At 70.8% G+C, this 26,808-nt stretch carries 22 protein-coding genes; 13 read left to right on the forward strand and 9 right to left on the reverse strand.

What is annotated here, in order from left to right; genetic code table 11:
• Positions 1 to 77: 77 nt before the first annotated feature.
• Positions 78 to 386: a hypothetical protein gene (locus JGU66_19965; protein ID MBJ6763049.1), complete on the forward strand. Its 309-nt coding sequence runs from the start codon at positions 78 to 80 to the stop codon at positions 384 to 386.
• A 43-nt stretch (positions 387 to 429) separates the two neighbouring features.
• Here the strand turns inward: JGU66_19965 and JGU66_19970 are convergent, their stop codons facing one another.
• Complete coding sequence (locus tag JGU66_19970) at positions 430 to 804, reverse strand: DUF423 domain-containing protein (protein ID MBJ6763050.1); 375 nt, start codon at positions 802 to 804, stop codon at positions 430 to 432.
• Positions 805 to 905: 101 nt separating this feature from the next.
• Here JGU66_19970 and JGU66_19975 point away from each other — a divergent pair, with 101 nt between their 5' ends.
• Together JGU66_19975 and JGU66_19980 are read left to right on the forward strand one after the other, a co-directional pair.
• Positions 906 to 1,568, forward strand: a complete 663-nt coding sequence (locus JGU66_19975; protein MBJ6763051.1) for an SET domain-containing protein — start codon at positions 906 to 908, stop codon at positions 1,566 to 1,568.
• Positions 1,569 to 1,593: 25 nt separating this feature from the next.
• Positions 1,594 to 2,538 (forward strand): acyl-CoA dehydrogenase family protein, encoded by a 945-nt coding sequence (locus JGU66_19980; GenBank protein ID MBJ6763052.1) that lies wholly within the window; start codon positions 1,594 to 1,596, stop codon positions 2,536 to 2,538.
• A gap of 66 nt (positions 2,539 to 2,604) precedes the next feature.
• Here JGU66_19980 and JGU66_19985 read toward each other — a convergent pair whose 3' ends face one another.
• Positions 2,605 to 3,315, reverse strand: a complete 711-nt coding sequence (locus JGU66_19985) for a hypothetical protein (protein ID MBJ6763053.1) — start codon at positions 3,313 to 3,315, stop codon at positions 2,605 to 2,607.
• 119 nt (positions 3,316 to 3,434) lie between these two features.
• Between JGU66_19985 and JGU66_19990 the strand changes: the two genes are divergently transcribed.
• Together JGU66_19990 and JGU66_19995 are read left to right on the forward strand one after the other, a co-directional pair.
• Complete coding sequence (locus tag JGU66_19990) at positions 3,435 to 4,226, forward strand: hypothetical protein (protein ID MBJ6763054.1); 792 nt, start codon at positions 3,435 to 3,437, stop codon at positions 4,224 to 4,226.
• Positions 4,227 to 4,280: 54 nt separating this feature from the next.
• A complete protein-coding gene (locus tag JGU66_19995; GenBank protein MBJ6763055.1) occupies positions 4,281 to 5,591 on the forward strand; it encodes a M18 family aminopeptidase in 1,311 nt (436 codons plus the stop codon).
• A 71-nt stretch (positions 5,592 to 5,662) separates the two neighbouring features.
• Here the strand turns inward: JGU66_19995 and JGU66_20000 are convergent, their stop codons facing one another.
• Together JGU66_20000 and JGU66_20005 are read right to left on the reverse strand one after the other, a co-directional pair.
• Positions 5,663 to 7,810 carry a M4 family metallopeptidase gene (locus JGU66_20000; GenBank protein ID MBJ6763056.1) on the reverse strand — a complete coding sequence of 716 codons (2,148 nt, stop codon included), beginning with the start codon at positions 7,808 to 7,810 and terminating at the stop codon, positions 5,663 to 5,665.
• A 300-nt stretch (positions 7,811 to 8,110) separates the two neighbouring features.
• Positions 8,111 to 9,118: a trypsin-like peptidase domain-containing protein gene (locus JGU66_20005; protein ID MBJ6763057.1), complete on the reverse strand. Its 1,008-nt coding sequence runs from the start codon at positions 9,116 to 9,118 to the stop codon at positions 8,111 to 8,113.
• A gap of 171 nt (positions 9,119 to 9,289) precedes the next feature.
• On the opposite strand from JGU66_20005, the gene uvrA reads away from it, so the two are divergent.
• The gene (uvrA, locus tag JGU66_20010) at positions 9,290 to 14,584 is read left to right on the forward strand and encodes an excinuclease ABC subunit UvrA (protein MBJ6763058.1); all 5,295 of its coding nucleotides are present in this window, start codon (positions 9,290 to 9,292) and stop codon (positions 14,582 to 14,584) included.
• A gap of 33 nt (positions 14,585 to 14,617) precedes the next feature.
• A complete protein-coding gene (locus JGU66_20015) occupies positions 14,618 to 15,175 on the forward strand; it encodes a redoxin domain-containing protein (GenBank protein ID MBJ6763059.1) in 558 nt (185 codons plus the stop codon).
• A 70-nt stretch (positions 15,176 to 15,245) separates the two neighbouring features.
• Here the strand turns inward: JGU66_20015 and JGU66_20020 are convergent, their stop codons facing one another.
• Positions 15,246 to 15,968 carry an outer membrane beta-barrel protein gene (locus tag JGU66_20020; GenBank protein ID MBJ6763060.1) on the reverse strand — a complete coding sequence of 241 codons (723 nt, stop codon included), beginning with the start codon at positions 15,966 to 15,968 and terminating at the stop codon, positions 15,246 to 15,248.
• A 256-nt stretch (positions 15,969 to 16,224) separates the two neighbouring features.
• Between JGU66_20020 and JGU66_20025 the strand changes: the two genes are divergently transcribed.
• Both JGU66_20025 and JGU66_20030 read left to right on the forward strand, forming a co-directional pair.
• Positions 16,225 to 17,382 carry a chemotaxis protein gene (locus JGU66_20025; protein ID MBJ6763061.1) on the forward strand — a complete coding sequence of 386 codons (1,158 nt, stop codon included), beginning with the start codon at positions 16,225 to 16,227 and terminating at the stop codon, positions 17,380 to 17,382.
• Positions 17,383 to 17,583: 201 nt separating this feature from the next.
• Entirely contained in the window at positions 17,584 to 18,975 is a 1,392-nt protein-coding gene (locus JGU66_20030; GenBank protein ID MBJ6763062.1) for a glutamate decarboxylase, read from the forward strand.
• A 26-nt stretch (positions 18,976 to 19,001) separates the two neighbouring features.
• Here the strand turns inward: JGU66_20030 and JGU66_20035 are convergent, their stop codons facing one another.
• The 3 genes from JGU66_20035 to JGU66_20045 are packed head-to-tail and all read right to left on the reverse strand — an operon-like array spanning position 19,002 to position 20,625.
• On the reverse strand, positions 19,002 to 19,508 hold the full coding sequence (locus JGU66_20035) for a hypothetical protein (protein MBJ6763063.1): 507 nt from the start codon (positions 19,506 to 19,508) through the stop codon (positions 19,002 to 19,004).
• An 8-nt stretch (positions 19,509 to 19,516) separates the two neighbouring features.
• On the reverse strand, positions 19,517 to 20,044 hold the full coding sequence (locus JGU66_20040; protein ID MBJ6763064.1) for a zf-HC2 domain-containing protein: 528 nt from the start codon (positions 20,042 to 20,044) through the stop codon (positions 19,517 to 19,519).
• Complete coding sequence (locus JGU66_20045; GenBank protein MBJ6763065.1) at positions 20,044 to 20,625, reverse strand: sigma-70 family RNA polymerase sigma factor; 582 nt, start codon at positions 20,623 to 20,625, stop codon at positions 20,044 to 20,046. Before JGU66_20045 ends, JGU66_20040 begins: the two co-directional genes overlap by 1 nt.
• 222 nt (positions 20,626 to 20,847) lie before the next feature.
• Here JGU66_20045 and JGU66_20050 point away from each other — a divergent pair, with 222 nt between their 5' ends.
• Positions 20,848 to 21,426 carry a TIGR02265 family protein gene (locus JGU66_20050; GenBank protein MBJ6763066.1) on the forward strand — a complete coding sequence of 193 codons (579 nt, stop codon included), beginning with the start codon at positions 20,848 to 20,850 and terminating at the stop codon, positions 21,424 to 21,426.
• A 5-nt stretch (positions 21,427 to 21,431) separates the two neighbouring features.
• Here the strand turns inward: JGU66_20050 and JGU66_20055 are convergent, their stop codons facing one another.
• Positions 21,432 to 21,911, reverse strand: coding sequence for a peroxiredoxin (locus JGU66_20055; protein MBJ6763067.1), 480 nt, complete (start codon positions 21,909 to 21,911; stop codon positions 21,432 to 21,434).
• Between the two features lie 117 nt (positions 21,912 to 22,028).
• Between JGU66_20055 and JGU66_20060 the strand changes: the two genes are divergently transcribed.
• The 3 genes from JGU66_20060 (at position 22,029) to JGU66_20070 (ending at position 26,761) form a co-directional block, all read left to right on the forward strand.
• Complete coding sequence (locus JGU66_20060; GenBank protein MBJ6763068.1) at positions 22,029 to 23,198, forward strand: YcaO-like family protein; 1,170 nt, start codon at positions 22,029 to 22,031, stop codon at positions 23,196 to 23,198.
• Positions 23,195 to 24,376: a hypothetical protein gene (locus JGU66_20065; protein MBJ6763069.1), complete on the forward strand. Its 1,182-nt coding sequence runs from the start codon at positions 23,195 to 23,197 to the stop codon at positions 24,374 to 24,376. The genes JGU66_20060 and JGU66_20065 overlap by 4 nt, the downstream gene beginning before the upstream one ends.
• A 276-nt stretch (positions 24,377 to 24,652) precedes the next feature.
• A complete protein-coding gene (locus JGU66_20070; protein ID MBJ6763070.1) occupies positions 24,653 to 26,761 on the forward strand; it encodes a protein kinase in 2,109 nt (702 codons plus the stop codon).
• Positions 26,762 to 26,808: the final 47 nt, after the last annotated feature.

Genomic DNA, 26,808 nt, shown 5'->3' on the forward strand with positions numbered 1-26,808 from the left:
CAAGGTCGCCTCGTGGCTCCGTTCAGTGCGGCTCATGTGCGGGCGGCGAAGCGGCTCGCTCGGAGTTAGAGCAGGCCATGCCCCAGCCTCCGAAAATCAGCGCGCTGCTGCCGGTCGAGGTCGAGTTCCAGAAGGAGCGGGCCTCGGGGCTGCGGCGCACGGGCGAGAAGGTGGAGAAGGCCCTGGAGGCGCTGGCTCAGGCGGAGCAGGCGCTGCGAGCCTCGACGGGCGCCGCGCGGGAGTCGAGTCTTGTTCGCTACCGCGAGCGCTACCAGGAGGCCGAGCGTCAGCGCTGGAACCTCATGGTGCAGCGCGAGGCGGTGGGCATGCGCAGCCACCGCGATCTCGATGTCGTCTACCCCATGCCACCGAAGTGGCGGGGCTGAGCGCGCCCGCTCGGGCCCGAGGGCAAGCCGAGCGTTCAGCGCCTCACGCCGCGCTTCGCCAGGCCGCCACGGCGAACAGGGCCCAGCCCGCGAGGAACCCCAGGCCGCCCAGAGGGGTGATGGCGCCCAGGCCGCGCACGCCGGTGAGCGCGAGCGCGTAGAGGCTGCCGGAGAACAGCACGATTCCCACGAGCATCGCGCCCCCCGCGGCCGTCAACAGGGGACTGGGCCGCGAGAGTCCGAGCAGCCCCACCGCGACGAGCGCGAGCGCGTGGTACATGTGGTAGCGGGCCCCTGTCTCGAAGATGACGAGCAGGTCCTGCGAGAGCCGGGCCTTGAGCGCATGCGCGCCGAAAGCGCCCGCCGCCACGGCCAGGAATGCGTTCACCGCCCCGAGGGCCATCCACCACCGCGTCATCGATTGCCTTCCTTCGCGTGTCCGACTGCGGCACGCTACACCGCCACAGGTGGAGCGTCCTGGCCGATGTGCACTCCTCCCCAGGTTGCTCCCGTCCCCCGATGACATCCCCCACGCCACGAACGACCGCTGACATTCCCTTCGAGCTTCGCCCGTCTCCCATCCAGGGACTCGGGGCCTTCGCCACGCGCCGCATCCGCAAGGGCGCGCGCATCATCGAGTACATCGGTGAGCGCATCACCCAGGATGAGGCGGACCGCCGCTACGACGACGAGTCCATGGAGCGCCACCACACGTTCCTCTTCAACCTCGACGCCAAGACGGTGCTGGACGCGGGGAACGTCTTCAACGAGTCGCGCTACATCAACCACTCGTGCGAGCCCAACTGCCAGGCGCTCATCGACAAGAAGCGCATCTACGTCTTCGCGCTGCGCTCCTTGGAGCCGGGCGAGGAGCTGACGTACGACTACGCCTACGAGCGCGGCGAGGACATGGGCCCCGATGCGGAGGCCCTCTATGTCTGCCGCTGCGGCACGCCCTCGTGCCGAGGCACCATCCTGGCGCCGCCCGCGAAGGCACCGGCGCGCAAGAAGAAGCCCGCGACCCGCGCGAAGTCGAAGGTGCGGGGCAAGGACTCCGGCGCGAAGTCGAAGGCGCGTGGCCAGGACTCGCGCGTGAAGAAGACGCAGGCGAAGCGGTCGTCGTCGCCGGGGCGCAAGTCGTCCAAGAAGTCGGCGGGACGCGGGCGTCGCGTCAGCGGCTGAAGTCCGCGCGGTGGGAGGAAGACCCGTGAAAGACATCCTGCGCTTCCTGCTCACCGAGCCTTGTGAGCCTCCCGCCCTCGACGGCGTGGAGGCCTGGTGGCAGCGCCATCGCGCGCTGCTGCCGCGCTTCCCGGACGCGGCGGATCTGGCGTTGGCGGGAGGCTTCAGCGCGGATCGCCTCGGCTATGCGTTCGCGTCGGGCTACCACGCCGCGCATCGTTGCTTGTTCCCCCAACTCCCCGCAGAGCGGCCCACCGCGCTCTGCGCCACCGAGCCGGGGGGCGCGCACCCCAGCGCCATCCAGACGCGGCTCGTCCCTGACGGCGAGGGCTGGCGATTGGAGGGTGAGAAGACCTTCGTCACGCTCGGGACGCGCGCGGAGCTGCTGCTCGTGGTGGCCACCGAGGGGCAGGATGCGCAAGGCCGCAACCGCCTGCGCCTGGTGGCGGTGGACGCGCAGTCTCCGGGGGTCCACGTCGAGGCACTGCCCGAGCTGCCCTTCGTGCCGGAGATTCCCCACGCGGAGCTGCGGCTCGCAAGCGTGCGCGTGTCCGCGTCGGACGTGCTGCCAGGAGACGGATATGCCCGCTACCTCAAGCCGTTCCGCACCGTGGAGGACTGCCACGTCCAGCTCGCGCTCGTGGGCTGGTTGAGCCAACTGGGGCGGCGCCACGGGTGGCCAGAGAGCTTGCGCGAGGAGTTGCTGGCCCTCGCGGTGATGCTGCGAGGAGTCTCCCACGCGGATCCCTCCGCGTCCGAGACCCACGTGGTTCTGGGCGGTGCGTTGGAGCAGGTGCGTCGCACGCTGACGAGCGCCGAGCCGGAGTGGGCGCGCGTGGATGCCGTCACGCGCGAGCGCTGGGAGAGGGATCGGCGGCTGCTCGACGTCGCCGGGAAGGTGCGCGCCAAGCGATTGTCCGCGGCGCGCCAGCGGCTCGCGGGCTCCGCGTCGTCGTCGTCGGAAGAATGAACGAAGGGCCGCGCCTCCCAGGTGGAGGACGCGGCCCTGGGGTGCGACGCGCGACGCGCGGAGGGACTAGTAGCGACCGCCGCCGAGCGCGGAGACGAGCGCGGACAGGACGCGGTTCTCCACGCCCCACACGGCCTTGTTGACGCCCTTGATGCCAGCGCCGCGCAGGTAGTCCGTGAAGTCGTGCAGCGCGGTGGAGCGCTGCATGCGCTCCGTCTTGGCGGCGTAGAGGATGGGCGTGTTGGTCGCGCCCGTGAGGCCCAGGTCGGGACAGGCCTCGGAGAGCTCCTTGGGATCCACGCCCGTGGCGGCGGACAGCATGGCCACGGTGAACTTGTGCACGGGCAGCTCGCGCGCGTTCGGGACCTTCTCCAGCACCTTGGCGCGGTCCTCGGGAGACGTGGCGAGCTGCTCCAGCTTCACCTGCGTCATCGCGAGCAGCTGCTCGTTGGTGATGTGCTTGTTGTCGAGGATGGCGCGGCTGAAGAGGCTCGTCGGCGTGTCACCCTTGATGGTGATGTTGGTGCCCTCCAGGCGCGTCAGCATCTGGTTGATGGCCTTGCCCACCTCGGTGTCCGGCCCACCACGCCATGCCCCCGCCGTGGGCTGAGCCGCGGCCGTCGCGCGCGCGGGCGTGGCGGACTCGAAGCTGCTCTCCTTCACGCGCGAGGCAGCGCTCGTCTGCGCGGCCGCCGCCGTCTGCGCGGAGGACTGCGGCGCGGCGGTGCGCACGGGGGAGGGCGGGATGAAGTTGGGGCGGGGACGAATGGAGCTCATGCGGGGCGGCTCTCCGTACAGGGATTCCGGAATAAGACATTATCGTCAGGGAATGCGTGGAGTTGCGCCGGAGCGCAGCCGGAGCGTGCGTTCCCGTCCGTGCTGGGTATGGTGCGCGCATGCCCCAGCCCTTTCCCTCCGAGTTCGCCGATCTCCTCACGCCCAAGGGGCGCCGCATCCTGGAGGGGAAGGACCGCGCCGTGTGCGGTGTGCTGCTCGACCCGGCTCGGCCCTTCGTGTCGCTCCAGGGCGTCATCGACGCGGGCAAGGCCACGCGATGCCGCGATGCGTTGGACAAGGCGATGCGCGACACGTTGGTGCTGATGGAGGACCCCATCCCCGAGGACTCCATCCAGGGGATGGTGGAGAACTACGAGGAGCGGCTGCCCAAGACGGTGCGGGTGCGCACGGCGCTGATGGAGAACCGTCGCTCGCGCTCGTGGCGCGCGGCGGAGTCGGTGGGGCTCACGGCGATGATGCGCTCGGACACCTACGCGGCCTTCGCGGCGGTGGTGAGCGGGCGGGCGCTGAGCCGACCCTGGGGCATCCAGGTGCTGTGCTACAGCCCGGGGGACTACAGCGGGCCGCACAATGATCATCACCCCGAGGAGCCCGAGGCCCGCGACGGCTACGTGGACATGCACCTCAGCCTCACGCTGCCCGGGGTGGATCATCAGTACCTCGTGTATGCGCAGGACGGGCACTTCTCCGAGATGACCCCGGTGAGCACCGTGGGGGGCATCACGGTGTACCGGCTGCCCTTCTGGCACTACACCACGCCGCTGCTGGCGCGGCGGGGGAAGGAGGCGGACGCGCGGCGTTGGGTGCTGCTCGGCACCTTCCTGGATGCGGCCCCGGGGGCGCGCGCCTCCAAGGTGATCCACCCAGCGGGGGCCAGGACGCCCGCCTAGGGAGCGTCGGTTGGGAGTGGCGGAGGGGCCGGACGGGGTTAGCGTGGGACGCCCATGAGCCCCACCGATACCGACGCCCTGGCCACCGACCTCCTGCAGTACATCGACGCCTCTCCCACGCCGTATCACGCCGTGCGCGAGACGGCGCGCCGCCTCACCGAGGCCGGCTACCGCCCGCTGGACGAGCGAGAGAGCTGGTCACTCAAGGCCGGCGACCGCTTCTTCGTCGTGCGCGGAGACACCAGCATCGCCGCCTTCCACGTGGGCTCGCGTCCGGTGGATCAGGTCGGCTTCCGGCTGGTGGGCGCGCACACGGACTCGCCCAACCTGCGGCTGAAGCCGAACGCGCAGGTGTCTCGCCACGGCTATCAGCAGCTCGGCGTGGAGATCTACGGCGGGGTCCTGCTGCACACGTGGACGGACCGAGACCTGTCGCTGGCCGGTCGCGTGGTCGTCCTGGAGAACGGCCGTCCGCGGCACCACCTGGTGGACTTCCGCCGCCCGCTGCTGCGCGTGCCCAACCTGGCCATCCACCTCAACCGCGGCGTCAACACGGACGGGCTCAAGCTCAACGCCCAGGATCACATGGTGCCGGTGCTCGGCCTGGAGCGCTCCGGTGAGGTCGAGCTGCGCGGACTGCTCACCGAGGAGCTGGCGCGAGCCGGCGTGAAGGTGAGCGGCGAAGACATCCTCGGCTATGACCTGTGCCTGTACGACGTGCAGCCCTCCACCCGCTCGGGCGCGCATGGCGAGTTCCTCCACGCGGCCCGCCTGGACAACCTGGCGAGCTGCCACGCGAGCCTCTCCGCGCTCCTCGCCGACTCGGGCCCTCGCGAGGCCACGTGCGGCGTGGTGCTGTATGACCACGAGGAGTGCGGCAGCCGGAGCGCGCAGGGCGCGGCGTCTCCGTTCCTGAAGGACGTGCTGGAGCGCATCGTGCTCACGCACTCGGACGGGAAGGCGGACGCGCTGCTCCGGGCCATCCGGCACTCGTTCCTGGTGAGCGCGGACATGGCGCACGCGGTGCACCCCAACTACGCCTCGCTGCACGAGCCCAAGCACCATCCGCTCCTGGGCGGTGGGCCGGTCATCAAGTCCAACGTGAACCAGTCCTACGCGACCGACGGCGAGTCGTGGGCGCACTTCGCGGCGCTGTGCCGCGAGGCGGGCGTGAAGCCCCAGCACTTCGTCACGCGCACGGACCTGGGCTGTGGCAGCACCATCGGGCCCATCACCTCTGGACAGTTGGGCATCCGCACGGTGGACGTGGGCAACCCCATGCTGTCCATGCACTCCATCCGCGAGATGGCGGCGGCTTCGGACGTGCACGCGATGGTGTCCGTGCTGCGCCGCTTGTTCGCGTGAGTCGCTGAAAAATGACGAGGCGGGCACCGGCTGGTTGGCCGGGCCCGCCTCGGGGAACTACGACAGGAAGACTAGTTCACGCCGACCGCGGTCCAGGCGTCCTTCACCTTCTGGACCTCGGTGGAGTTCGCGCCGTACAGGTCCGTGGCCGCCTTCACCGTGGCCTCGCGGGCCTGGGCGAACGTCGTCTTCGGGGTCATGTACGTGGTCAGCGCGCGGCCGAAGACCTTGAGGCCCTTCTCCATGCCGATGCCGTCCTTCACTTCCAGGCCGGACGTGCGGTTCTTGCCGCCCTCGACGAGCAGGTAGAAGGCGTTGTTGGCGATACCGCTGGAGCCGTGCACCTCCGTCTGCTTCGGGTAGTTCTTGTAGTTGTCGATCGAGTACCCGTCCTTGGTCGGGTCGTTCATGTAGCGCAGGCCGTCGTTCGGGTCGCCGTTGTTCGGCGTCCAGGCAGCCTCGCCCACCGTCCAGTTGGCCTTCACGCCCGGGTTCTTCTGCGCGGCGTACCACTCCACGCCCGTGCCCATGATGTCGCTCATGGCCTCGTTCAGGCCACCGGACTCGCCGCTGTACACCAGGCCGGCGGTGCGCTCGGTCAGGCCGTGGGTGATCTCATGGCCCGCGATGTCGAGCGTGGTGAGCGGGCCGGCATCCTTGCCGTCGCCGTCGCCGTAGCTCATCTTCTCGCCGTCCCAGTACGCGTTCACGTAGTTGTTGCTCACGTGGACGTACGAGTTCAGCTTCTCACCCGCGCCGTCGATCGAGTCGCGGCCGAGGATGTTCTTGTAGAAGTCGTACGTCATCTCGGCGCCGTAGTGGGCGTCGACAGCGGCCTTGGCGCGCGTCGGGTCCGTGGTCTCGCCCCAGACGTTGTTGCCGTCGACGAACTTCGTCTGGCCGGACGCGCGCTCCTTGTTGCCGGCGTCGTACGTCGAGATGCCCTTGCCGCGGGTCGAGTCGTCGAGGCTGTAGGTGCCGTCCGCGTTCTTGGTGGTGCCCAGGTCGACCTTGCCGCTGTACATCGTGGTGTCGTCGGCCTTGCCCGTGCCGCCCGGCGTGCCCGGGTCCGTCGGGGTGGTGGGCTTCTTGCCCGTGGCCGTCAGGCTCCACTTGTTGAGCGTGCCCGTGTCGCGCTTGGCCTTGTCCTCGACCGTCAGCGTCCACTCGCCCTTGGTCTTCTCACCCGTGAAGGCGGACAGGTCGAAGTCCTGCTTCACGTTGTCCGCGCTGCCACCCGAGCGGCTGAGCACCGTGGCCGTCTTGCCCGAGGGGCTGGTCAGCGTGATGTTCAGGTCGCCGCGGTAGGTGTGGTCGATGTCCAGCGACAGCTTGAGCTTGTCGATGGCGACGTCGTCCGTCAGGGTCACCTTGGAGGAGACCTTGCCCATGTCCGGGATGGCCGCCTTGGGGGCCGCCGAGCCCGTCACCTGCACCGGCGTGGTGGACGGGTCCGTGGCGCCGGCCGCCTTCGCCTTGGCCGAGCGCGAGAAGCCGTCGATCTGGTTGAAGCTCTCGAAGACCTTCCCGGTGTTCGCGTCCACCAGGTAGTTCATCTTGCGGGGGTCCTTCTGACCCTCGACCTGGGTGATCTCCACGCGGTAGGCGGAGTGATACTCACCGGCCTTGTCCTGGTAGATCACGCGCTCGGCGGCCGGCTGCTTGTCCGGCTTGGCGCCGAAGTCCTTGCGAGCGACCTCGATGGCCTGCTGCGGCGACAGCGCGGGCTTCTGGCTGCCCAGGCCGGCGGGGATGGGGTTCTGGTTGCCGGTGACGCTGGAGACCTTGCCGTCCTTGTCCAGGTGGGAGATCAGCTGCTCGCCGAAGACCTTCACGCCCTCGTGCATGCGGTCCAGGCGGACGTGGGTCATGCCCAGCTCGTCGCGGTCCACGCTCTTGGGGGACAGCGTGGCGCCGGAGCGGTTGGCCATCAGCGTCTGCGCGGTCTGCGGCGGGGTCAGGTAGGCCAGCGAGGTCTGGATGGCCGACTGGGCCTCCTTGCTGTCCAGGGCGAGCCGGCCCACCTTGGGCTGCGCGGCCAGCGGCGTCAGGGTCTGCTCGGCGCGCGCCAGCTCCGACGGGCGCGTGGAAGCGCTGAACCCATCCTTGGTCACCATCGGCTTCGCCGCGGGCTTCGCGGTGTTGGTGGCCTTGGCGTCAGCGGCGGTGGTGGGGCGGAGGGTGGGCGACTTCGGGCTGTCGGTTCGGCGGATGGACATGGTGGGGCGCTCGCGACGGCAGGGTGAATGTAGAGTTATCGGGACAGCGGTCCGCGAGTTTCCACCGGATTGACAAAAGAATCAGGGGAGCCGTGCGATTCCAGTGAAGCTGTTGTGTGTTTGCGGCTTATTCTTGATTTAAGGGTGAATTGAGGCCCTGACGCGGGGGCTGAAACATGTATCAGCCCGGCGTGAGACAGGGTTTTTCACCCGCGCGATGGTCGGAAAGCACGGCGCGTCCGGGCGAATTTCGCAGAAATCCCGCGATAAATCGGGCCCGCGGTGGATCAGCCCGGGTCGCTAGTTGAGGTACGTCTTGGGCGGGCGGCGCGCCGTGGGGGCGGTGGCGGCGGGCGGCGTGCGGTGCTGGATCCACCGTCCAATGACGTCCAGCAGGCCATCGAAGGTGTCGCGCAGCGCCCAGGCGCGATCATCGGCCTCGGTGAGCACCTCGCAGCGGCGGAGTCCTTCGCGCAGGGCGCCCTGGACGCCCGGGCAGTCCTGGCGCTCGTCGATGAGCTGCTCGGCGGTGCCGCAATAGAGGCGGTAGCAGCCGTCCACGTCGCCGCGGTTGTACGCGGGCGCGCCCATGTTGATGGTCTGCCCCAGGGTGGTGGCGACGGCCTCCACGGCGTCGGGCGGGCAGCCAGACAGCAGGCCCACGGGGTGGTGGGGCACCTGGCGGACCCGGCGCACGCGCTTGCGCGAGGTCTCCAAGGCGGACAGGGGCAGGCTGTCCTCGCCGAGCAGGAGGGGCGAGGCATAGCGCGCGGGAATCACCAACCCCAGCGCGCGCCCGTTCGCCACCGCCGCGGTGGCCACGCCCACCACGTCGCCGCGGGCGTCCAGGACAGGGCCTCCCGAGGTCTCCTCGGGGAGGGTGTGGGTCAATTCCAGGAGCGTGAGCCAGTCACCGAGGACCTGGACGGCGCGGACCTCGAGCGTGCGGGCCTCGGGGGGCGCCCCGGCCACCGCGCACAGGATGACGAGCGGGTCCCCCTCGGCGGGCAGCGGGCCCTGGCCCAGCGCGAGCGCGGGCACCCGCAGGGCCGTGGGCAGGCGGAGCACGGCGAGGTCCCGGCGCTCATCCACCGCGATGATCCGCGGGACCTCGTCGCGCGCACCATCTGGAAGGCAGGCCATGATGACGCGCGCGCCGGCCACCGCGTGCAGGCTGGTGATGAGGTGCCCGGACTGCGATGCGACGAAGCCGGTGGCGGGATGCCCATCCACATCCAACAGCACCACGGAGGCGCTCGCGCGCAGGAGCACCTCCCGAGCCAGGGTCTTGGACGCGGCCTCGGGCATGGGGGCCTCCCGTGACAGGACGGCGAGAAGGGCTCGGCAGCCGGAGCCCGAAGGGTTTGTAGCAGGGCCCGGAGTTGCCTGCTCCATCAGCGGGGGCCGCGGGCCCTCGAGTGCTTGCCATGACACTTGCCCTTGGCTCGGAAGTGTCGGCTCGTTAAACGTCCGCCCCGAATGCACAAGACCCACCTCGTCGGCGCTCGCACCCACAACCTCCAGGGGCTCTCGGTGGACCTCGCCGAGGGCGAGTTCGTCTGCATCACCGGCGTCTCGGGAGCCGGCAAGTCGAGCCTCGCGCTGGACACCCTCTATGCGGAGGGGCAGCGGCGGTTCGTGGAGAGCTTCAGCCCCTACGCGCGGCAGTTCCTGGAGCGCCTGGAGCGGCCGCCCATGGACGCGCTGGAGCCGGTGGCGGCGGGCGTCGCGGTGGATCGCCGCGCGCCGGTGAAGAGTTCGCGCTCCACGGTGGCCACGCTCGCGGACGTGGAGCCGTACCTGTCCGCCCTGTTCACGCGCGAGGCCATGCCCGTGTGTCCGGACTGCGGCGAGGTGGCCGTGCGCACCGATGCCCGCGTGGCCGCCACCGCCGCGCTGACCGCGCATCCGGATGTGCAGGCGGTGCTCACCTTCCCGCTGCGCATCCCCGACACCGCGGCGTTCCTCGACGCGCGCACCCGACTGCTCAAGGACGGCTATCACCGGCTCGTGGTGCAAGGCGAGGTGCGCGAGCTGGAGTCGCTGCGTCCGGCCGAGGCGACGGACGCGACGGGCGTGGCGCAGGTGGTGGTGGACCGCGTGAAGCTGTCGAGCGGCAACCTCTCACGCGTCACCCAGGCGCTGGAGGATGCGTGGGCTCGCGCTGACGGCGATGCGTGGCTCCTCGTTCCAGAGGTGCCCCCACGACGGCTGCGGCGGGGCCTGGTGTGTCCGCGCTGTGCTCGCGAGTTCGAGCCCGCGCGCCCCGGTCTCTTCAGCTACCAGAGCCCGGTGGGGGCGTGCGCGCCTTGCAAGGGATTCGGTCGCATCATCGGCATCGACTGGGCCAAGGTGATTCCCAACCCCGCGCTGAGCCTGTCTCAGGGGGCCATCCGCCCGTGGACCGGCGCCTCCAGCGAGTGGGAGCGGACCATGCTCCAGCGCTGGTGCCACGCGCGCCACATCCCCTGGGACAAGCCCTGGGGCGAGCTGACGGCCGCGCAGCGCGAGTTGGTGTTGGAGGGCGAGGGCGACTACCGCGATGGCAAGGCCTACCCCGGCGTGCGCGCGTGGTTCCGCTGGATGGAGAGCCGCACGTACAAGATGCACGTGCGCGTGCTGCTGGCGCGCTACCGGGCCTATACGTTGTGCGAGAGCTGCCACGGCGGGCGTCTCAACGCGCAGGCGCGTGCCTGGCGCGTGGGTGGGATTGATCTCCCGGCGTGGCATGGATTGGAGCTGGCCGAGGCGCTGGCGCGGCTGGAGGCGCTGCGCACCACCACGGGGCAAGGCGAGCTGGCGCGACGCGAGCTGTCTGGGCGTCTTCGCTACTTGCAGCGCGTGGGCCTGGGCTACCTCACGTTGGACCGGCCCGCGCGCACGCTGTCCGGTGGCGAGGCGCAGCGCGTGTCGCTGACGGCGGCGCTGGGCACCTCGCTCACCGGCGCGCTCTTCGTGCTGGATGAGCCCACCGTGGGCCTGCACCCCGGAGATGTGCCGCCGCTCACCGAGGCCATCACGGAGCTGGCGGACCGAGGCAACATCGCGCTCGTCCTCGAGCATGACCCGTGGGTCATCCGCTCCGCGCACCGGGTGTTGGAGCTGGGGCCGGGCGCGGGCCGGCAGGGCGGACGTCTGTGTTTCGACGGCCCTCCGGAGGCGCTGGCGAAGAAGAAGGACCTGCCCACCGGACGGATGCTCGCGGAGTCGAGCGTGACGCCGCGCACGCCCCGCGAGCGCAAGGGCGAGCTGGTGGTGAAGGGCGCGCGCGAGCACAACCTGAAGGACGTGTCCGTGCGCGTGCCGCTGGGCGTGCTGTGCGCCATCACCGGGCCGAGCGGCTCGGGCAAGAGCACGCTGATGGACGAGATTGTCTATCGGCACCTGGCGCGCCGGCTGGGCGAGAAGGACGTGGAGGCCGCGGGCGCGGTGGCTGCCGTGGAAGGCGCCGAGGCGGTGAAGGCCATCACCTTCGTGGATCAGTCTCCGCTGGGGCGCACGTCGCGCGGCAACGCGGCCACGTACACCAAGGCCTGGGACCGGCTGCGCGAGCGCTTCGCCTCCGAGCCCGAGGCCGAGGTGCGAGGTCTCACGGCGGCGCACTTCTCCTTCAACGTGGACAAGGGCCGCTGCGAGGCGTGCGCGGGCGAGGGCTACGAGACGGTGGAGATGCAGTTCCTCGCGGACGTCGCCCTGCTGTGCGCGACGTGCCGGGGCCGGCGCTTCAAGGAAGAGGTGCTCGCCGTTCGCCACCAGGGCTTCAGCGTCGCGCAGGTGCTGGAGATGACGGTGGACGAGGTGCTGAGGCACTTCGGTGACGACTCGGCGCTGCAGCGCACGCTGGGGCCCGCGCAGCGCCTGGGCCTGGGCTATCTGCCGCTGGGCCAGCCGCTGTCCACCCTGTCCGGTGGTGAGGCGCAGCGGCTGAAGCTGGCGCGCGCGCTCGCGAGTCCCGCGCAAGGAACGCTGTTCCTCATCGATGAGCCGAGCGCGGGCCTGCATGCCGAGGACGTGCGCCACGTGCTCGCCGCGCTCCACGCGCTGGTGGACAAGGGCGGCAGCGTCATCGTGGTGGACCATGACGTCGCGGTGATGCGCGGCTCGGATTGGATCATCGACCTGGGGCCGGGAGGCGGACGCGACGGCGGACGGCTCGTGGCCGAGGGCACCCCCGCGGAGGTCGCCAAGGCGCGGGGCAGTGCCACCGCCGCCGCGCTTCGGGATGAGGGACGTCCCACTCCGCGCGGCGCGAAGGCTCGGCGTCCGGGCACGGAGGTCGCGGCCATCGAGGTGGAGCATGCGCGCGAGCACAACCTCAAGGATGTCTCGTGCCGGATCCCCCTGGGGAAGATGACCGTCGTCACGGGGCCGAGCGGCTCGGGCAAGAGTTCGCTCGCGTTCGACGTGGTGTTCGCCGAGGGACAGCGGCGCTTCCTGGAGACGCTCACGCCCTACGCGCGCCAGTTCCTCCCCACGCTGCCGCGCCCGGACGTCGAGCGGATCAGCAGCATCCCGCCCACCGTGGCGCTGGAGCAGCGCACCTCGCGCGCGGGCGGCACGAGCACCGTGGCCACCGTCACCGAGGTCGCGCACTACCTGCGCCTGCTCTTCGCCAAGCTGGGCGCGCCGCACTGTCCAGTGGATGACACGCCCATCGGCGCCACCACGCCCGAGGCGCTGTATGCCCAGGTGTTGGCGATGAAGGGCGACGGCACGGTGCTCGCTCCGGCGGTGCGCTCGCGCAAGGGGACCTACCTGGATGTCTTCACCGCCGCCGCGCGGGCGGGCATCACCACGGCCATCGTGGATGGGCAGCTCGCGTCCACGGATGATCCGCCGCGACTGGCCAAGACGCGCGAGCACGACATCGACCTGGTCATGTATGAGGGCCGGCTCTCGAAGCTGCCGCGCGAGCGGTTCGAGCAGACGCTCGTGTGGGGGCAGAGTGCCCTCAAGGTGCGCAACGCCCAGGGTGAGACGCTCCTGTCCAGCGAGCGCACGTGTCCGCGCTGCGGCACGGCGGTGCCGGAGTTGGATCCACGCTGGTTCTCCTTCAACACCAAGCAGGGGCGCTGTGAGGCGTGCGAAGGCACGGGCGTCCAGGGTGGCCCCACGGCGGTGGCCGAAGGCGAGGTGGCGCCGTGCCGCGATTGCGGAGGCAGCCGGTTGGCCCCCGTGCCGCGTGGCGTGCGGTTGGAGGGCGCGCGCTACCACGAGGTGGTCCAGGCCTCCGTCGCCGCGATGCTCCCGCGCGTGCGTGCGTGGAAGTTCAAGGGCGACCGCGCCCTGATTGGTGAGCCGTCTCGACTGGAGCTGCTGCGTCGCTTGGAGTTCCTGGAGCGCGTGGGCCTGGGCTACCTGTCGTTGGATCGCAACGCGTCCACGCTCTCCGGTGGAGAGATGCAGCGGCTGCGCTTGTCCGCGCAGCTCGGCGCCGGTCTCACTGGCGCCATGTATGTGCTGGACGAGCCCACCATCGGCTTGCATCCGCGCGACACGCATCTCCTCCTCGCGAACCTGCGTGCGTTGGTGGACACCGGCTCCACGGTGCTGGTGGTGGAGCACGACGCGGACACCATCCGCGCCGCGGATCACCTGCTCGACCTGGGGCCCACCGGGGGGCGAGGCGGTGGCCACATCCTGGCGGAGGGTGCACCGGAGGATGTGCTCGAGAGTGGCTCGCCGACCGCTCTGGCGCTGCGGGCCGCGCGCGTGCGTCCGCCCTCTGGACGCGGCGAGCCCACGCAGTGGCTGGAGCTCACCGGTGCGCGCGCCAACAACCTTCAGCGCGTGGACCTGCGGTTGCCCGTGGGTCGGCTCAACGTCGTCTCGGGTGTGTCGGGCTCCGGCAAGAGCACGTTGATCCGCCAGGTGCTGTATCCGGCGCTGCGCGAGAAGCTGGGGCTCGTCACCGGCAAGCCCGGTGCGTTCGATGCCCTGCGCGGTGCCGAGGCGGTGAAGCGGGTGTTGTCGGTGGATCAGTCACCCATCGGTCGCACGCCGCGCTCGGTGCCGGCCACGTTCCTGGGCCTCTGGGACGAGCTTCGTCGCGCCTTCGCCGCCACGCCCGAAGCGAAGATTCGTGGCTTCACCGCCGCGCGCTTCTCCTTCAACACCGCGAGCGGCGGACGGTGCCCGGTGTGCGAGGGGCAGGGCGCCATCTCCCATGAGATGTCCTTCCTGCCGGACGTCGTCACGCCGTGCGAGGCCTGCGGCGGTGCGCGCTTCGACGCGGCCACGTTGGAGGTTCGCTACCACGGCCTCTCCGTGGGCGACGTGCTGCGGCTGTCCGCGGATGAGGCCAAGGATGTCTTCCATGCCATCCCGAAGGTGGCCGCGCCGCTGGCGTGTCTGTCTGACCTGGGCGTGGGGTATCTGCAGTTGGGGCAGGGCTCCAACACGCTCTCCGGCGGTGAGGCGCAGCGCTTGAAGCTGGCCGCCGAGCTGACCGCGAGCTCTCGCCACGAGCCCACGTTGTATGTGTTGGATGAGCCCACCACGGGCCTGCATGTGGGCGACGTGGAGAAGCTCATCACCTTCATGGGCCGGCTGGTGGACCGCGGCGACACGCTCGTCGTCATCGAGCACCACCCCTCCGTCATCGCCGCGGCGGACCACGTCGTCGAGCTGGGGCCGGAAGGCGGCGAGGCCGGGGGGCGCATCGTCGCCACGGGGACGCCGCGCGAGGTGGGGAAGCTCAAGACACCGACGGGGCGGGTGCTCAAGACGCTCTTCTCCGCGGAGTCGCCGCGCGCGCGCTCGGATGGTCGGTGAAATGTGGCGGCGCATGCGGCATCCTGGGCCGCCATGAAGACTCCCTTCCTCATCACTGTCGCCGCGGTGGCCGCGCTGTCCACGGCCGCCTCCGCGGGTGCCCCCGAGAAGAAAGTCATGTCCTTCCACGAACTGTCCGCCAATCGACTGAACGGCACGCCCGAGAAGCTCTCCTCGTACCAGGGCAAGGTCGTCCTCGTCGTCAACACCGCGTCCGAGTGCGGCTACACGCCGCAGTACGCGGGCCTGGAGAAGCTCTACGAGAGCTACAAGGACAAGGGCGTCGTCATCCTCGGCTTCCCGTCCAATGACTTCGGAGGCCAGGAGCCGGGCTCGTCCGAGCAGATCGCCAAGTTCTGCGAGCTGCGCTTCAAGGTCACCTTCCCCATGTTCGAGAAGGTGAAGACGAAGGGCGACGGCCAGTCCCCCGTCTACGAGTTCCTCGCCCGCGACCACGGCGCGCCCAAGTGGAACTTCCACAAGTACGTGGTGGGCAAGGACGGCAAGGTGAAGGCGGCCTTCCCCAGCGCCATCACGCCGGACAGCGCCGAGCTGAAGGCCGCGCTCGACAGCGCGCTCGCCGCCAAGTAGCGCTCGAGGTCGCGCTGCAAGGCCTGACTCGCCGCCGCGCCCCTGGGACGCGGCGGCGTCAGGCATGTCGCTAGTAGCGAAGGCCGAACATGATGGGGATGTACTCACCGTTCGCGCGCTTCGTCGAGCCGTCCTGCGCGGTGAATTTCGGTCCGAAGATGTAGTGGTAGCGGCCCTCCACGTACAAACGCAGCGGCCCGTAGATGCGCAGCGTGACGCCCACGCCGCCATTGAGCCCGAAGTCCGTGGAGCTGCGCGAGCCGACCACTTGCGTGACGGCCACGGGCTCGGCTGAGCACACCAGGAGCCAGGGGTCGCAGAACGGGACGAGCCCCACGCCGTCCACCCGGTTGAGCTGCACCTGGCGGTAGTAGATGCCCGGGCCGCCAATGGCATACACGCCCACGGGCCGCGCATGCATCACGTCCACCACCGCGTCGAGCGCGCCGTATTGCATGGTGTGGTCGCCGTCGAGGCCCGTGGTGTTGAGCACGTCGTTCTTCAAGCCGTAGGACGTGTAGACGTATTCGACCTCCACGCCCAGGCGCGGCAGGAACTTGAAGCCCGCGCCGAGCTGGAAGCCGCCGCCCACCTGGAAGTGGTCCGCGGAGTCCGCGAGCGGGAAGGACACGCCGCCGCCCACGTTGAACATGAATCGCTGCGTCGGGTACAGGTCCTCCTCCGTGAAGCCCGAGGTGGAGGACGCCGCGGTGGAGCCCTCGGAGGGAGAGGCCGCCAGGGCAGGTGCCGCGAGCGCCAAGAGACCGAGAGGCAGCAGGCGCGTGAGTCGCATGGGATGCTCCTTGGTTTGACGTGACGGACCCGCTCCCGCGGGCTCGATGAGGCACGCAGGGCGCTCGCCGCCCTTGCGCCGGGAAGGATGGGGGCCGCCCGCGAGGTCGCCCACCGCCCTCGGGGGAGTGCCGGACGGGGAGGCGGGGCGTCGCGCGAACGGGCCGAGCCCCTGGCTTCGTTCACTGGCAGGCGTCTGCCTGCGCCCACGGGGATGCTCGGCGGGCCCTGGCCCGATGCGCAGCTTGCGCCCGCCCATGGCGACTCATATCCGGAGCCCGCGCCTCGTGCTCGGTGTGGTGCTCGCGCTGGGGCTGGCGGCGTGCGCGTCCGTGCAGCCTCCTCGTTCCGAGCTGGCCGAGCGGGTGGGGCGCTCGGACCTGTCCGTGGGCGTGCTGCGCACGCGGGTGCGAGACCTGGCGCGCCGCTTCTCCGGGCTCATCGAGGCGATGGCGGATGGCCTCGCCGAACGCTCGGACTCACCCGAGGTGGCGCGGGCGATGCTCACGTTCAAGGCGAACGCGGTGCCCGCCATGCAGGGCGCGCTGTTCCATGCGGATCCCGTGGCGGCCTTGGTGGATGCCTGGGCCTTGCTCGCGCAGTTGGAGGACGCGCTGCCTGCGTGGGCGGATCGCGCCCCGCCTGAACTCCTCGCCCAGGCCACGCGCTCGCTGAAGGACATGGAGGCGCAGGTCGAGGCCCAGTGGCGGGAGGTCACCGGCCGTTCGGATGTCTCGCCCGCGCGCGCGCATGTGCACGCGTGGGCCCAGGCACATCCGCTCACGGGGCCGCTCGTCACGCGCGAGTCCACCGCGTCGCTGCTCGCCGCCGTCGCGGACGTCTCCGGCGGAGGCCTACTCCAGAGCGCGGCCGGGCTCGTCGAGGACACGCAAGAGCTCACCGCGCGCGTGGACCTCTACGCCGCGAGCCTGCCGCGTCAGGCGCGATGGCAGGCGGAGTTGGTGGCGGTGGACGCGCTGGAGTCGCCCGCGCTGCGCACCTCCGTCTCCGAGCTGTCGCGCACGGTGGACATCCTCGCCAGCATGGGGGAGCGGATGGCGGACCTGCCCGCCCTGGTGGATCGCGAGCGCGTCGCCGTGACGGCGGCGGTCGACCGCGAGCGCGTGGCGCTCCAGGAGTTCCTCACCGGGGAGCGGCAAGCGGTGCTCGCGGACCTGAGCGGTGAGCGCGTCGCCATCATGGTGGGGCTGCACAGCGAGCGCGTGGCGACGCTGGAGCAACTCGACGGAGTGGGACGCGGGTGGGTGGAGCAGTCGTTCGCGAGCGCCACGCGGTTGGTGGATCGCGTCTTCTTGTGGCTGTTCGCGCTCGTGGGGCTGGGCCTCGCCGGTGGCTTCGTGGTGGGGCTCGTGCTCGTGCGCGCGTGGCGTCAGGCGGGGCGACACCAGGGCTGAGTGGCTCGCCTGTCCATCCCCGGACGCTGGAGCGGAGGTCCGCTCGCGTGCCTGGCTCCTGGCGGTCGCACTGGTGGGAGGGGCGGGCAGGGCACGCGGGGCCTCTTCGTGAGGCGGGTCGCTTGTCGGTGCCTGACGCGAGCCCAACCATGAAGCATGCCGCCCCCTGGGGCGCGATTCCCGATGACGACGAGGTGAGCCATGGCCCTGCACAGCAAGGACGAAGCGGAGCACGCGGAGTTCGATGACGTCTATGCGTCCACGGACCTGTCCGTCGCGATGCCCAAGTACCGCATGCCGGACGATGAGCACAGCGCCGCGCATGCCTACGCCGTCGTGCACGACGAGCTGATGCTGGACGGCAACTCCCGTCAGAATCTGGCCACGTTCTGCCAGACGTGGAGCGAGCCGGAAGTCCACAAGCTCATGGACGAGTGCCTCGACAAGAACATGATCGACAAGGACGAGTACCCGCAGACCGCGGAGATTGAAACGCGCTGCGTGAACATGCTCGCCGACTTGTGGCACTCGCCGGAGGCCGCGAACGCGATGGGCTGCTCCACCACGGGCTCCAGCGAGGCGGCGATGCTGGGCGGCCTCGCGATGAAGTGGCGTTGGCGCAAGCGCCGCGAGGCGGAGGGCAAGCCCACCGACAAGCCCAACCTCATCTGCGGCCCGGTGCAGATCTGCTGGCACAAGTTCGCGCGCTACTTCGACGTGGAGCTGCGCGAGGTGCCCATGGCGCACGGCCGGATGATGCTGTCGCCCGAGGAGGTGCTGAAGCGCTGCGACGAGAACACCATCGGTGTGGTGCCCACGCTCGGGTTGACCTTCACGCTCCAGTACGAGCCTGTCGAGGCCATCAGCCAGGCGCTCGATGATCTCCAGAAGCGCACGGGCCTGGACATCCCCATCCACGTGGATGCGGCCAGCGGCGGCTTCCTCGCGCCCTTCATCCACAAGGATGTCGTCTGGGACTTTCAGCTCCCGCGCGTGAAGTCCATCAACACGTCGGGCCACAAGTTCGGCCTGACGCCGCTGGGATGCGGGTGGGTCGTCTGGCGCGACCGCGTGGACCTGCCGCAGGAACTCATCTTCTGGGTGAACTACCTGGGCGGGAACATGCCGACCTTCGCGCTCAACTTCTCGCGGCCCGGCGGGCAGATCGTCATCCAGTACTACAACTTCCTGCGCCTGGGCCGTGAGGGCTACCGCAAGGTGCAGCAGTCGTGCGCGGACGTGGGCCAGTACCTCGCGCGGGAGATCGCCAAGGCCGGTCCGTTCGAGATCGTCTACGACGGCAAGGGCGGCATCCCGGGCGTGTGCTGGAAGCTGAAGGATGGCGCCAAGCCGGGCTACACCTTGTTCGACCTGGCGGACCGGCTGCGTGAGCGCGGCTGGCAGGTGCCCGCGTACTCACTGCCCAAGGACTGCCAGGACATTGTCGTGCAGCGCATCCTCGTGCGCCACGGCGTCAGCATGGACCTGGCGAGCATGCTGATGAACGACATCCGGACCAGCCTGGAGTTCCTCCGCAAGCACCCGGTGGCCAAGTCGCTGTCCGCGGCCGAGGGCTCGGGCTACCACCACTGAGTCACGGGGCGGGGGGGACGGCGCGCTCAGTCGTCCCCCCCGCGCTCCGCCTTCCACGGGAGCTTCATGTCTCGGCCGTTGCCCGCGCGCGCGAGTGCCAGCGCCAGCCGCGCTCGCTTCTGGGCGGGCAGCTCCTTGGCCAGCGCCGCGTACAGGTCGCGGTCCATCGCGAGAATCTGCGCGCGCGCCTCGAAGGCTCGCTGGGCCGCGGCGTCGGCCTGAGCCAGCGCTGCGTTGTCGCCCTGGGCCGCGAGGATGAGCGTGCGCGCGGCCTCGCGCACCTGCTCGCGCAAGGGCCGGCGCTTCTCATCGAAGCGTCGCAGCGTGTCCTCCACCTTCAGCGCTTGGGCGTTGTCCAACTCCAGCGCGTCCGTCAGCTCCAGCACGCGACGCAGCCGGCTGCGCTGCTCGGAGCGCTCCAGTCGCTCCGCGCGGCGTTCTTCACGCCGCTCCTCGCGTGGGGTCGCCATCGGCGCCTGGGCCCAGACCATCGTCGGCAGCAGCACCGTCGCCGCCAGCACCACGCCTCTCATCGTCGTCCTCACAGCGTCTCTCCCATGTCCAGGTCCAGGCTGCCGTCCTCGTCGTCCCAGGGCAGGCCGTCGTCGGTCTCCAGCTCGTCGGTCAGCGGTTCCAGGCCCGCCCAGGCCTCGAAGTCCGCCACCGTCTGCGTATCCACCGGCTGCGCCGGCGAAGTGGCCTCCACCGGAGGCGTGGGCACCACCGGCCGAGGCGCCAGCGGCGAGTGGCCCGTGACGGCGAGCATCAGTGCCACGCCCGCCGCCGCGGCCATGAGTCCTCCCGCCGCGCGTCGCCATCCGTCCCGGCGTGAGCGCTCGCGTCGCCACGCGGCCTGGGTCCGTGCGGGCAGGGCCTCCCACTCGCGCGCCTCGGCGGGGCTGCGCGCCGGGAGCGCGACCAGGCCCAGCACTTGGGCGGCCTCGGCGGCTTCGGCGCGGCAGGCGGCGCACGTCTCCAGGTGCGCGCGCACCTGCGCGGCCTCCTCGCCTTCCAGCGCTCCCGCCGCGTGGAGGCTCAATCGTTCCTCGTACTCCGCGCACGCACCCATCACGCGCTCCCCTCGTTCAGCTCCGTCACGCTCGCGCGCAGGCGCTTCACCGCGTGGTGGAACTGCACCTTCGCATTGTTCTCGGTGATGCCCAGCGTCTCGGCGATGTCCTTGAACGGCAGCTCCCCGTCCACTCGCAACGTCAGGACCTCGCGTTGGCGGTGGGGCAGGGTGAGCACCGCCGCGCGCACCCGCCGCGCCCGCTCGGCGCGCTCGAGCGCCTCGTGCGCGCCCTCCGTGCCGTCCGCGGCCACGTCATCCGCCACCGCCTCCACCAGCACCGGGCGCCAGCGCAGTCCCTGGCGCGCGTGGTTCTTCGCCAGGTTGAGCGTCACGCGCACCAGCCACGCGCGGAACGGCGCGGACGTGAGCGGCGTGAAGCGGGCGAACACCCGACGCGAGGCCTCCAGCGCGCGAAGGAACGCCTGCTGCGCCAGGTCCGAGGCGTCCTCCGGGCGCGTCACATAGCGGCGCACCAGCGAGAGGACGAGCGTGCGGTGCCGCTCCACCAGCCGGCCGAACGCGGCCGAATCCCCCGCCAGGAAGGCCTCACACAGGGCTTCGTCGGAGGGCGGGTCCACCCGTCCTCCCGCCACTGCCGCCAGCCCTGGGTGTGTGCCACTCACGCCGCCTTCAACCCGCCATGGGGGCAAAAGGTTATTTCCGCTGCATTTCCGCGCCGCCCGAGCGCCGGAGAGTGGCCACTGTCGCACGTTGGCTCGGACTGGAAGGCAGGGTGATTGCCGCCTGTCCGGACGCTCGGGGACACTCCGGCGGACCCTCGCTGGACCCGAGGAGGGGGCATGGATGCCAGAGGGACAGGCTCACGCATCAAGGGAGGCGTGCTCGTCTCCCGGCTGAACATGCTGCGCCAACTGGGAGGACAGGCCCGCGTGGATGAGGTGCTCCGCCGCCTCCCCCCGGAGGACCAGGCCATCCTGCGCACGCTCCTCGTGCCCGCGGCGTGGTACCCGCTGTCGCTGAACCTGCGCCTGGACGCGACCATCGCCGAGGTGGTGTCACCCGAGGACACCCCCCGGGCCTTCGTGGACATGGGCCGCGCCTCCGCCGAGGAGAACCTCCACGGCGCGCACCAGGTCTTCCTCCGGCCCGGGGATCCGCACTTCCTCTTGAGCCAGGCGCCGCGCATCTACCGGTTCTATTACGCGGTGGGCTCGCGCGAGTACGAGAAGACGGGGCCCAACTCAGCGGTGCTGCGCACGCTCGGCGCGGAGAGCGTCACCGCCACGGACTGCCTCACCGTCGTCGGCTGGCACGAGCGCGCCATCGAGCTGTCTGGCGGGCGCGACGTGCGCGTGGCCCATCCGGTGTGCCGAGCGCTCGGCGCGGCGCATTGCGAGTACACGTGCGCGTGGCGCTGACGGACTCAGGCCGGCGCGGGCTCGTCCTCGGCGGGCAGCGGGTGCTGGCGCAGGTAGCGCAGCACGTCGTCCAGGTGACGGTACACGCGCACCTCGTGGTGGATGATGTGCTCCACGAGGCCCGCGGGGGACAGGATGTACGTGACGCGCCGGTCCACGTTGAGCACGGGCCACAGCACGTCATAGGCGCGGCTGATGCGCCGGTCCTCGTCGCCCACCAGGGCGAAGTGGATGTCCTCCTGCTGCGCGAACTCGCACTGCGTCTTCACGGTGTCCACCGAGACGCCCACCAACTCCGCGCCCAGCCCTCGAATCAACTCGTGGTTGTCTCGAAACGCACGGTTTTCGATGGTGCAGCCGATGGTGAATGTCTTGGGGAAGAAGAAGAGGACGACGCGTCGCCCGCGCAGGGCGGACAGGTGCACGGGCTGCCCGTGACAGTCCGTCGCGGCGAAGTCCGGCGCGAGGTCTCCAATGGCAATCATGCGATTCCGGCTCCTGGGGCAACCCGGCGGGCCACCCCTACCACGTTTCGCGCACGTTCCGACGACGGCATTCGCGCGTGTGTCGGGCGGAAAGTTTTCTGATTAAGGTCCGCCGCCGTGTCGCCTCCCAGGGACGTCCCCGCCCCGCAGCCTTCCGCCCAACAACTGGCCCGAGCCCTGGGTGTCACACGCGTGGCGCGAGTCACCGGGCTCGACCGCACGGGCGTCGAGGTGGCGTGCGCGGTGCGCCCGGGCGGCCATGTGCTCCAGGTGTGCAATGGCAAGGGTCGCTCGTTCGCCGAGGCGGCCTGGGGCGCCCTGCTGGAGACGGCGGAGCTGTGGGCGGCGGAGACGGTTCCGCAGGAGCGCCTGCGTTGGGGCGCTCGGGCCCACCTGGAGGGGCGGCTGGGGACGCTGTGGGGCGCGGACCGGCTGGGTTCGGCCGGCGCGGTGGTGGTGCCTCGGCTGTGGAACGACCGGGTGAGTTGTGCGTGGCGCGAGGCCACGGACCTGGGCTCGGGCGAGCCGGTGTGGGTGCCCGCGCAAGGCGTGTATTGCCCGCCCGCGGGGGCGACGGCGCTCGGTCCCGTGGCGGTGGCGTGGACGAGCAATGGCTCGGGCGCGCATCCGGAGTCCTCGCGCGCGCTGCTGCATGCGTTGTGCGAGGCCATCGAGCGGGATCAGCTCGCGCGGGCGTTGCCGGACGGTTGGACGGAGGAGGGGGTGATGCGGCGGCTCTTGCAGCCCAAGGGGCTGGAGACCGCGGCCCCTCGTGCGGCGGAGCTGGTGGCGTCGCTGCGGGAGCGAGGCTTCGACGCCTACCTCTTCGATGCGACCCCGCCCGGGCGAACGTCGGGCACGGTGGGGCTGCCCGTGGCGGCGGCGGTGCTGGTGGACCGGGACGGCGGGCCGGTGCCGCTCACCGCGGGATATGCCTGCGCGCTCCGGCGTGACGACGCGCTGTGCAAGGCGCTGCTGGAGGCGGCCCAGTCGCGGCTGACGGACATCCACGGCGCCCGTGAGGACGTGGCCGCGACGGATCGCGAGGCGGCGCTGGGGTTCGCGCAGGCGCTCGCGGAGGTGGTGCCGGGGCGGGCGGCGCGCGAGGTGCCGGACTTGCCAGCCGAGGCCGCGCGTCCGGTGGCGGCCCAGGTGAAGCGGGTGCTCGCGCGGCTGGCTCGGGCGGGCTTCCGGGACGTGGCCGGCGTGGCGATGGATGCACCCGTGCCGGGCCTGCACGTGTGGAAGGTGATCATCCCAGGCATGCGGGTCTCGGAGCTGCTGTGAAGCGTCGCGAAGGGGAACTGGTCGTCTTCCTGGGGCCGTCGCTGCCCGTGGCGGAGGCGCGGAGGCTCGCGCCGGGCTGCACGGTGTTGCCGCCCGCGCGCCAGGGTGATGTGTGGCGGGCGATGTCGCTGCGGCCCCGAGTCATCGCGCTCATCGACGGCGTCTTCGAGTCCCAGCCCTCCGTCTGGCACCACGAACTGCTGGCCGCGATGGAAGAGGGCGTGGCCGTCTTCGGCGCCTCCAGCATGGGCGCGCTGCGCGCCGCGGAGCTGGCCCCGCACGGCATGGTGGGCGTGGGACAGATTTTCGCGTGGTACCGCGACGGCGTCGTGGTGGACGACGCGGAGGTGGCGCTGCTCCACGCCGACGCCGAGCACGACTGGCGCCCGCTCACGTTGCCGCTCGTCAACGTGCGGCACGCGGCGGCGTGTGCTCGCAAGGCGCGTGCACTGGGCCCCGCGGCGGCCCGTGCGCTCGTGGAGGCCGCGGGCGCGCTGTTCTACCAGGACCGCACCTGGCCCCGCGTGCTGGAGGCCGTGCGGCCCGCCTGGTCCGCGGCCTCGCTCCGTGCGTGGGACGCGTGGTTCGCGCGTGGCGTGGAGGACCTCAAGCGCAAGGACGCCATCGCCTGCCTTCAGGCCGCGCGCGAGTTCGTCGCCTCGGCGCCCGCTCCGAGCCCGGGGCCGCGCAGCAACCCGTCCTCGCTGGTGCGGCGGCGTCGGCTCCTGGAGGACGTGACGCGGGTGGGGGGGCGGGCGGTGGAGTCCGCTCGGGTATTGGACCTGTTGCGTCGGGCGCCGGACGCCTCGGCCTGGGCGGAGGCGGGGCTGCGTCGGGCGCTGCTCACGGCCTGGGCGCGGACGCTGGGCCTGGTGGCCACGGACGACGAGGTGGCCGCCGAGGAGGCCGCGTGGTGGCGCGAGCGGGGCGTGCGTCCGGCTCGACGCGCCGCGTTCCTCGCGGCCTGCGGCCTGGATGGCGCCGGGGTGAGGCGGCTGTGCGAGGAGCTTGCCCTGGAGCGGCTCGCGCTGGCGCATGCGTCGCGGTTGCTGCCGGATGGGCCGTCTTGGGACGAAGCCTTGGCCACCGAGGCGCGCCTGCGGGGGCACTGGGAAGAGGCCGCGCGCGCCCTGGCGGAGGCCGACGCGCAAACACCTGATTCGCCGGACGTGGACTGAGGCGTCCCGGCTCGAAAAGATCCCACCAGGTTGGGTTCGCGTACGCGATGACCCACCCTGGCAGGTGGTGAAGAAAACGTGACAAGCCCGTATGAGTAGATAGGGTCAACCTCGGAGGTTTCCTTCGATGAGACCCGCTTCCTGGGTGGTTCCCGCGAACGTGCCGACGCCTGGATGGGCGTGGGTGGCTCGCGCTTGCCGCCATGCTGGGGAGTCGGATGCCGGCCCGCAGATGGGGACTGGAGCGGTAGGGCCGCTCCTGGAAGGTGTTCACCGATGACGACGCCTCTTCATCCGGATCAGCTCGGTCCGGACAACCACGTGGGCCCCTGGCGCATCGTGGGCTCGTTGGGTGCGGGAGGGTTCGGCCGGGTCTTCAAGGTGGAGCGCGGCCGCCAGTACTTCGCGCTGAAGATGGCGCTGAGGCCGGCGGGTCCGCACGCCTCCGAGGAAGAGGACATCAACGGTCGGCTCGCGCGCGAGGTGGCGGCCCTCCTGGCGTGTTCTCCCCACCCGCAGCTCCCCCGCGTGCACGCGGTGGACCGCTGGCCGGACCCACCCAACGGGTACTTCTACTTCGTCACCGACTTCGTGGACGGCGAGACGTTCCACGAGTGGCGCTGGCGCGTGAAGCCCACCGCGGCGCACCTGCTCTCCGTCTACACCGAGATTGTCCGAGGCGTGGCGGACCTGCACCGGCGCGGCGTGCACCACCGCGACCTCAAGGGCGACAACCTGCTGGTGCGCCGCGAGGACGAGCGGCCCGTCCTCATCGACCTGGGCACCGTGCGCATGCCGGGCGTGTCCACGCTGACGGTGGGCGTGGCGCCTGCATCCCCGCACCTGTTGCCCCCCGAGTGCGTGGCCTTCCTGCGCGAGGGCTCGTGGCAGAAGGGCGCGCACTTCGATGCGGGCGTCCCGGGTGACTTGTATGCGCTGGGCGCGCTGCTCTACGAGGCGCTGACGGACGGGTACGCGTTCGATCCGAAGCTCCCGTATGACCGCCTGCTGCCGGCCATCGAGACGGTGACGCCTCGGCCGCCGCACGTGCTCAACCCCAAGGTTCCGCCCGTGCTGGGGGACATCGCGCTGCGGCTGCTGGCCAAGCGCCCCGAGGACCGCTACCTGAGCGCCGAGGCGCTCTTGCAGGCCCTGTGGGACGCGGCGAAGGAGAAGCGGCAGCCCGCGTGGCGGGTGTCCCTGGACGTGCCAGGGGAGGGGCCAGGGCTGCGGCTCGCGCCCCAGATGGAAGAGGACGACGACGAGGCCGAGGGCCCGCTGTCTCCATCGGAGTCCCTGGCTCCCCCGACGGGCGCCCCCGGACTTGAGGAGTCCGAGGCCCCCACGCCCGCCCCTCTCCGAGCCCGTCCCGCAGAAGAACGTCCTCGCAGTCCCGCGGAAGAGCAGGTCGTCAGTCCCGCGGAAGAGCACCTCAGCCGTCCCGCGGAAGAACGTCCTCGCAGTCCCGCGGAAGAGCAGGTCGTCAGTCCCGCGGAAGAGCACCTCAGCCGTTTCGCGGAAGAGCACCTCAGCAGTCTCGCTGACGCGCGCCCCGAGCGGTCTGCTCCGGGCCGTGAGCGCCGCCGTGCCGCCGTGAGGCTGGGTGCGAGCGCGCTGCTTGTCCTGGGGTTGGTGACGCTGGGGTGGATTCGCCTCGCCCCGAACTCCGGAGGTGCGACGGCGCCTGTTGCCCCCAAGAAAGGAATTGCCCCCGTGACCCGTGCCTTCCCTCCCGCAAACGCCGCGCTCGTGGCGGCGCCGCCCGCCGATGCCGGGACGGCGCTCCCCGAGCCGCTTGATGCGTCCTTCGTCCGCACGTCTGACTCGGTGGAGCCCGCTCCCGAGCCCATCGCGAAGAAGCGCCGGCCGGAGTCGCATGGCGCGCTCAAGAAGGCCTCGGGAGCCGCTGTCGCCGCGTGTCTGGGTGCCGCGTGCGCCACCGCGCCCGTCAAGCTCGCTGCCGAGCAGCCCTTGGAGCCATGCCCCGCCGGCGCTATCGAGGCGATGCGCTCGGTGGGGCTCAAGCGCCACCAGCAGATGGACATCCTGCTCATCAACGGCCGCAACGAGGCTGTCACCGTCAAGGAAGGCCCCATCTTCGCCCTGCAACTCGGGGACTACTCCTGGCACTCACTCCCCGAGGGGACGCGCTACGTCGGAAGGATTTTCTTCACCGCCGATGCGACGCACATGTGGGTCAACGAGGCCCAGTTGCCGGATGGCCGGCGCATCCCCGTCTGCATGCAAGCCTTCTTCCGAGGCACGAACCGCTTCGGCTATCCGCTCAGCAAGGGCGACACCAACATCGAGCGCGAGTTCTTCAACCCGATCGTCCTGCTGCCAGTCCCCAGATTCGGGCAGGATTACGATGCTTTTGTGAGATAGACCGCCTCCGCAGATACGCGTTGTCAGCCCTCCGTGATAGAGCCCCG

Source organism: Myxococcaceae bacterium JPH2 (assembly GCA_016458225.1).
Classification (GTDB): Bacteria; Myxococcota; Myxococcia; order Myxococcales; family Myxococcaceae; genus Citreicoccus.

Excerpts from the sequence above, each read along its gene's own strand:
- JGU66_20040 (MBJ6763064.1), bottom strand. The coding sequence starts at position 20,044 with ATGGGTGCGTGCGCGGAGTACGAGGAACGATTGAGCCTCCACGCGGCG.
- JGU66_20050 (MBJ6763066.1), top strand. The coding sequence starts at position 20,848 with ATGGATGCCAGAGGGACAGGCTCACGCATCAAGGGAGGCGTGCTCGTC.
- JGU66_19985 (MBJ6763053.1), bottom strand. The coding sequence starts at position 3,315 with ATGAGCTCCATTCGTCCCCGCCCCAACTTCATCCCGCCCTCCCCCGTG.
- JGU66_20030 (MBJ6763062.1), top strand. The coding sequence starts at position 17,584 with ATGGCCCTGCACAGCAAGGACGAAGCGGAGCACGCGGAGTTCGATGAC.
- JGU66_20070 (MBJ6763070.1), top strand. The coding sequence starts at position 24,653 with ATGACGACGCCTCTTCATCCGGATCAGCTCGGTCCGGACAACCACGTG.
- JGU66_20025 (MBJ6763061.1), top strand. The coding sequence starts at position 16,225 with ATGGCGACTCATATCCGGAGCCCGCGCCTCGTGCTCGGTGTGGTGCTC.
- JGU66_19990 (MBJ6763054.1), top strand. The coding sequence starts at position 3,435 with ATGCCCCAGCCCTTTCCCTCCGAGTTCGCCGATCTCCTCACGCCCAAG.
- JGU66_20015 (MBJ6763059.1), top strand. The coding sequence starts at position 14,618 with ATGAAGACTCCCTTCCTCATCACTGTCGCCGCGGTGGCCGCGCTGTCC.
- JGU66_20035 (MBJ6763063.1), bottom strand. The coding sequence starts at position 19,508 with ATGAGAGGCGTGGTGCTGGCGGCGACGGTGCTGCTGCCGACGATGGTC.
- JGU66_19965 (MBJ6763049.1), top strand. The coding sequence starts at position 78 with ATGCCCCAGCCTCCGAAAATCAGCGCGCTGCTGCCGGTCGAGGTCGAG.
- JGU66_19975 (MBJ6763051.1), top strand. The coding sequence starts at position 906 with ATGACATCCCCCACGCCACGAACGACCGCTGACATTCCCTTCGAGCTT.
- JGU66_19970 (MBJ6763050.1), bottom strand. The coding sequence starts at position 804 with ATGACGCGGTGGTGGATGGCCCTCGGGGCGGTGAACGCATTCCTGGCC.
- JGU66_20000 (MBJ6763056.1), bottom strand. The coding sequence starts at position 7,810 with ATGTCCATCCGCCGAACCGACAGCCCGAAGTCGCCCACCCTCCGCCCC.
- JGU66_20020 (MBJ6763060.1), bottom strand. The coding sequence starts at position 15,968 with ATGCGACTCACGCGCCTGCTGCCTCTCGGTCTCTTGGCGCTCGCGGCA.
- JGU66_20005 (MBJ6763057.1), bottom strand. The coding sequence starts at position 9,118 with ATGCCCGAGGCCGCGTCCAAGACCCTGGCTCGGGAGGTGCTCCTGCGC.
- uvrA (MBJ6763058.1), top strand. The coding sequence starts at position 9,290 with ATGCACAAGACCCACCTCGTCGGCGCTCGCACCCACAACCTCCAGGGG.
- JGU66_19995 (MBJ6763055.1), top strand. The coding sequence starts at position 4,281 with ATGAGCCCCACCGATACCGACGCCCTGGCCACCGACCTCCTGCAGTAC.
- JGU66_20055 (MBJ6763067.1), bottom strand. The coding sequence starts at position 21,911 with ATGATTGCCATTGGAGACCTCGCGCCGGACTTCGCCGCGACGGACTGT.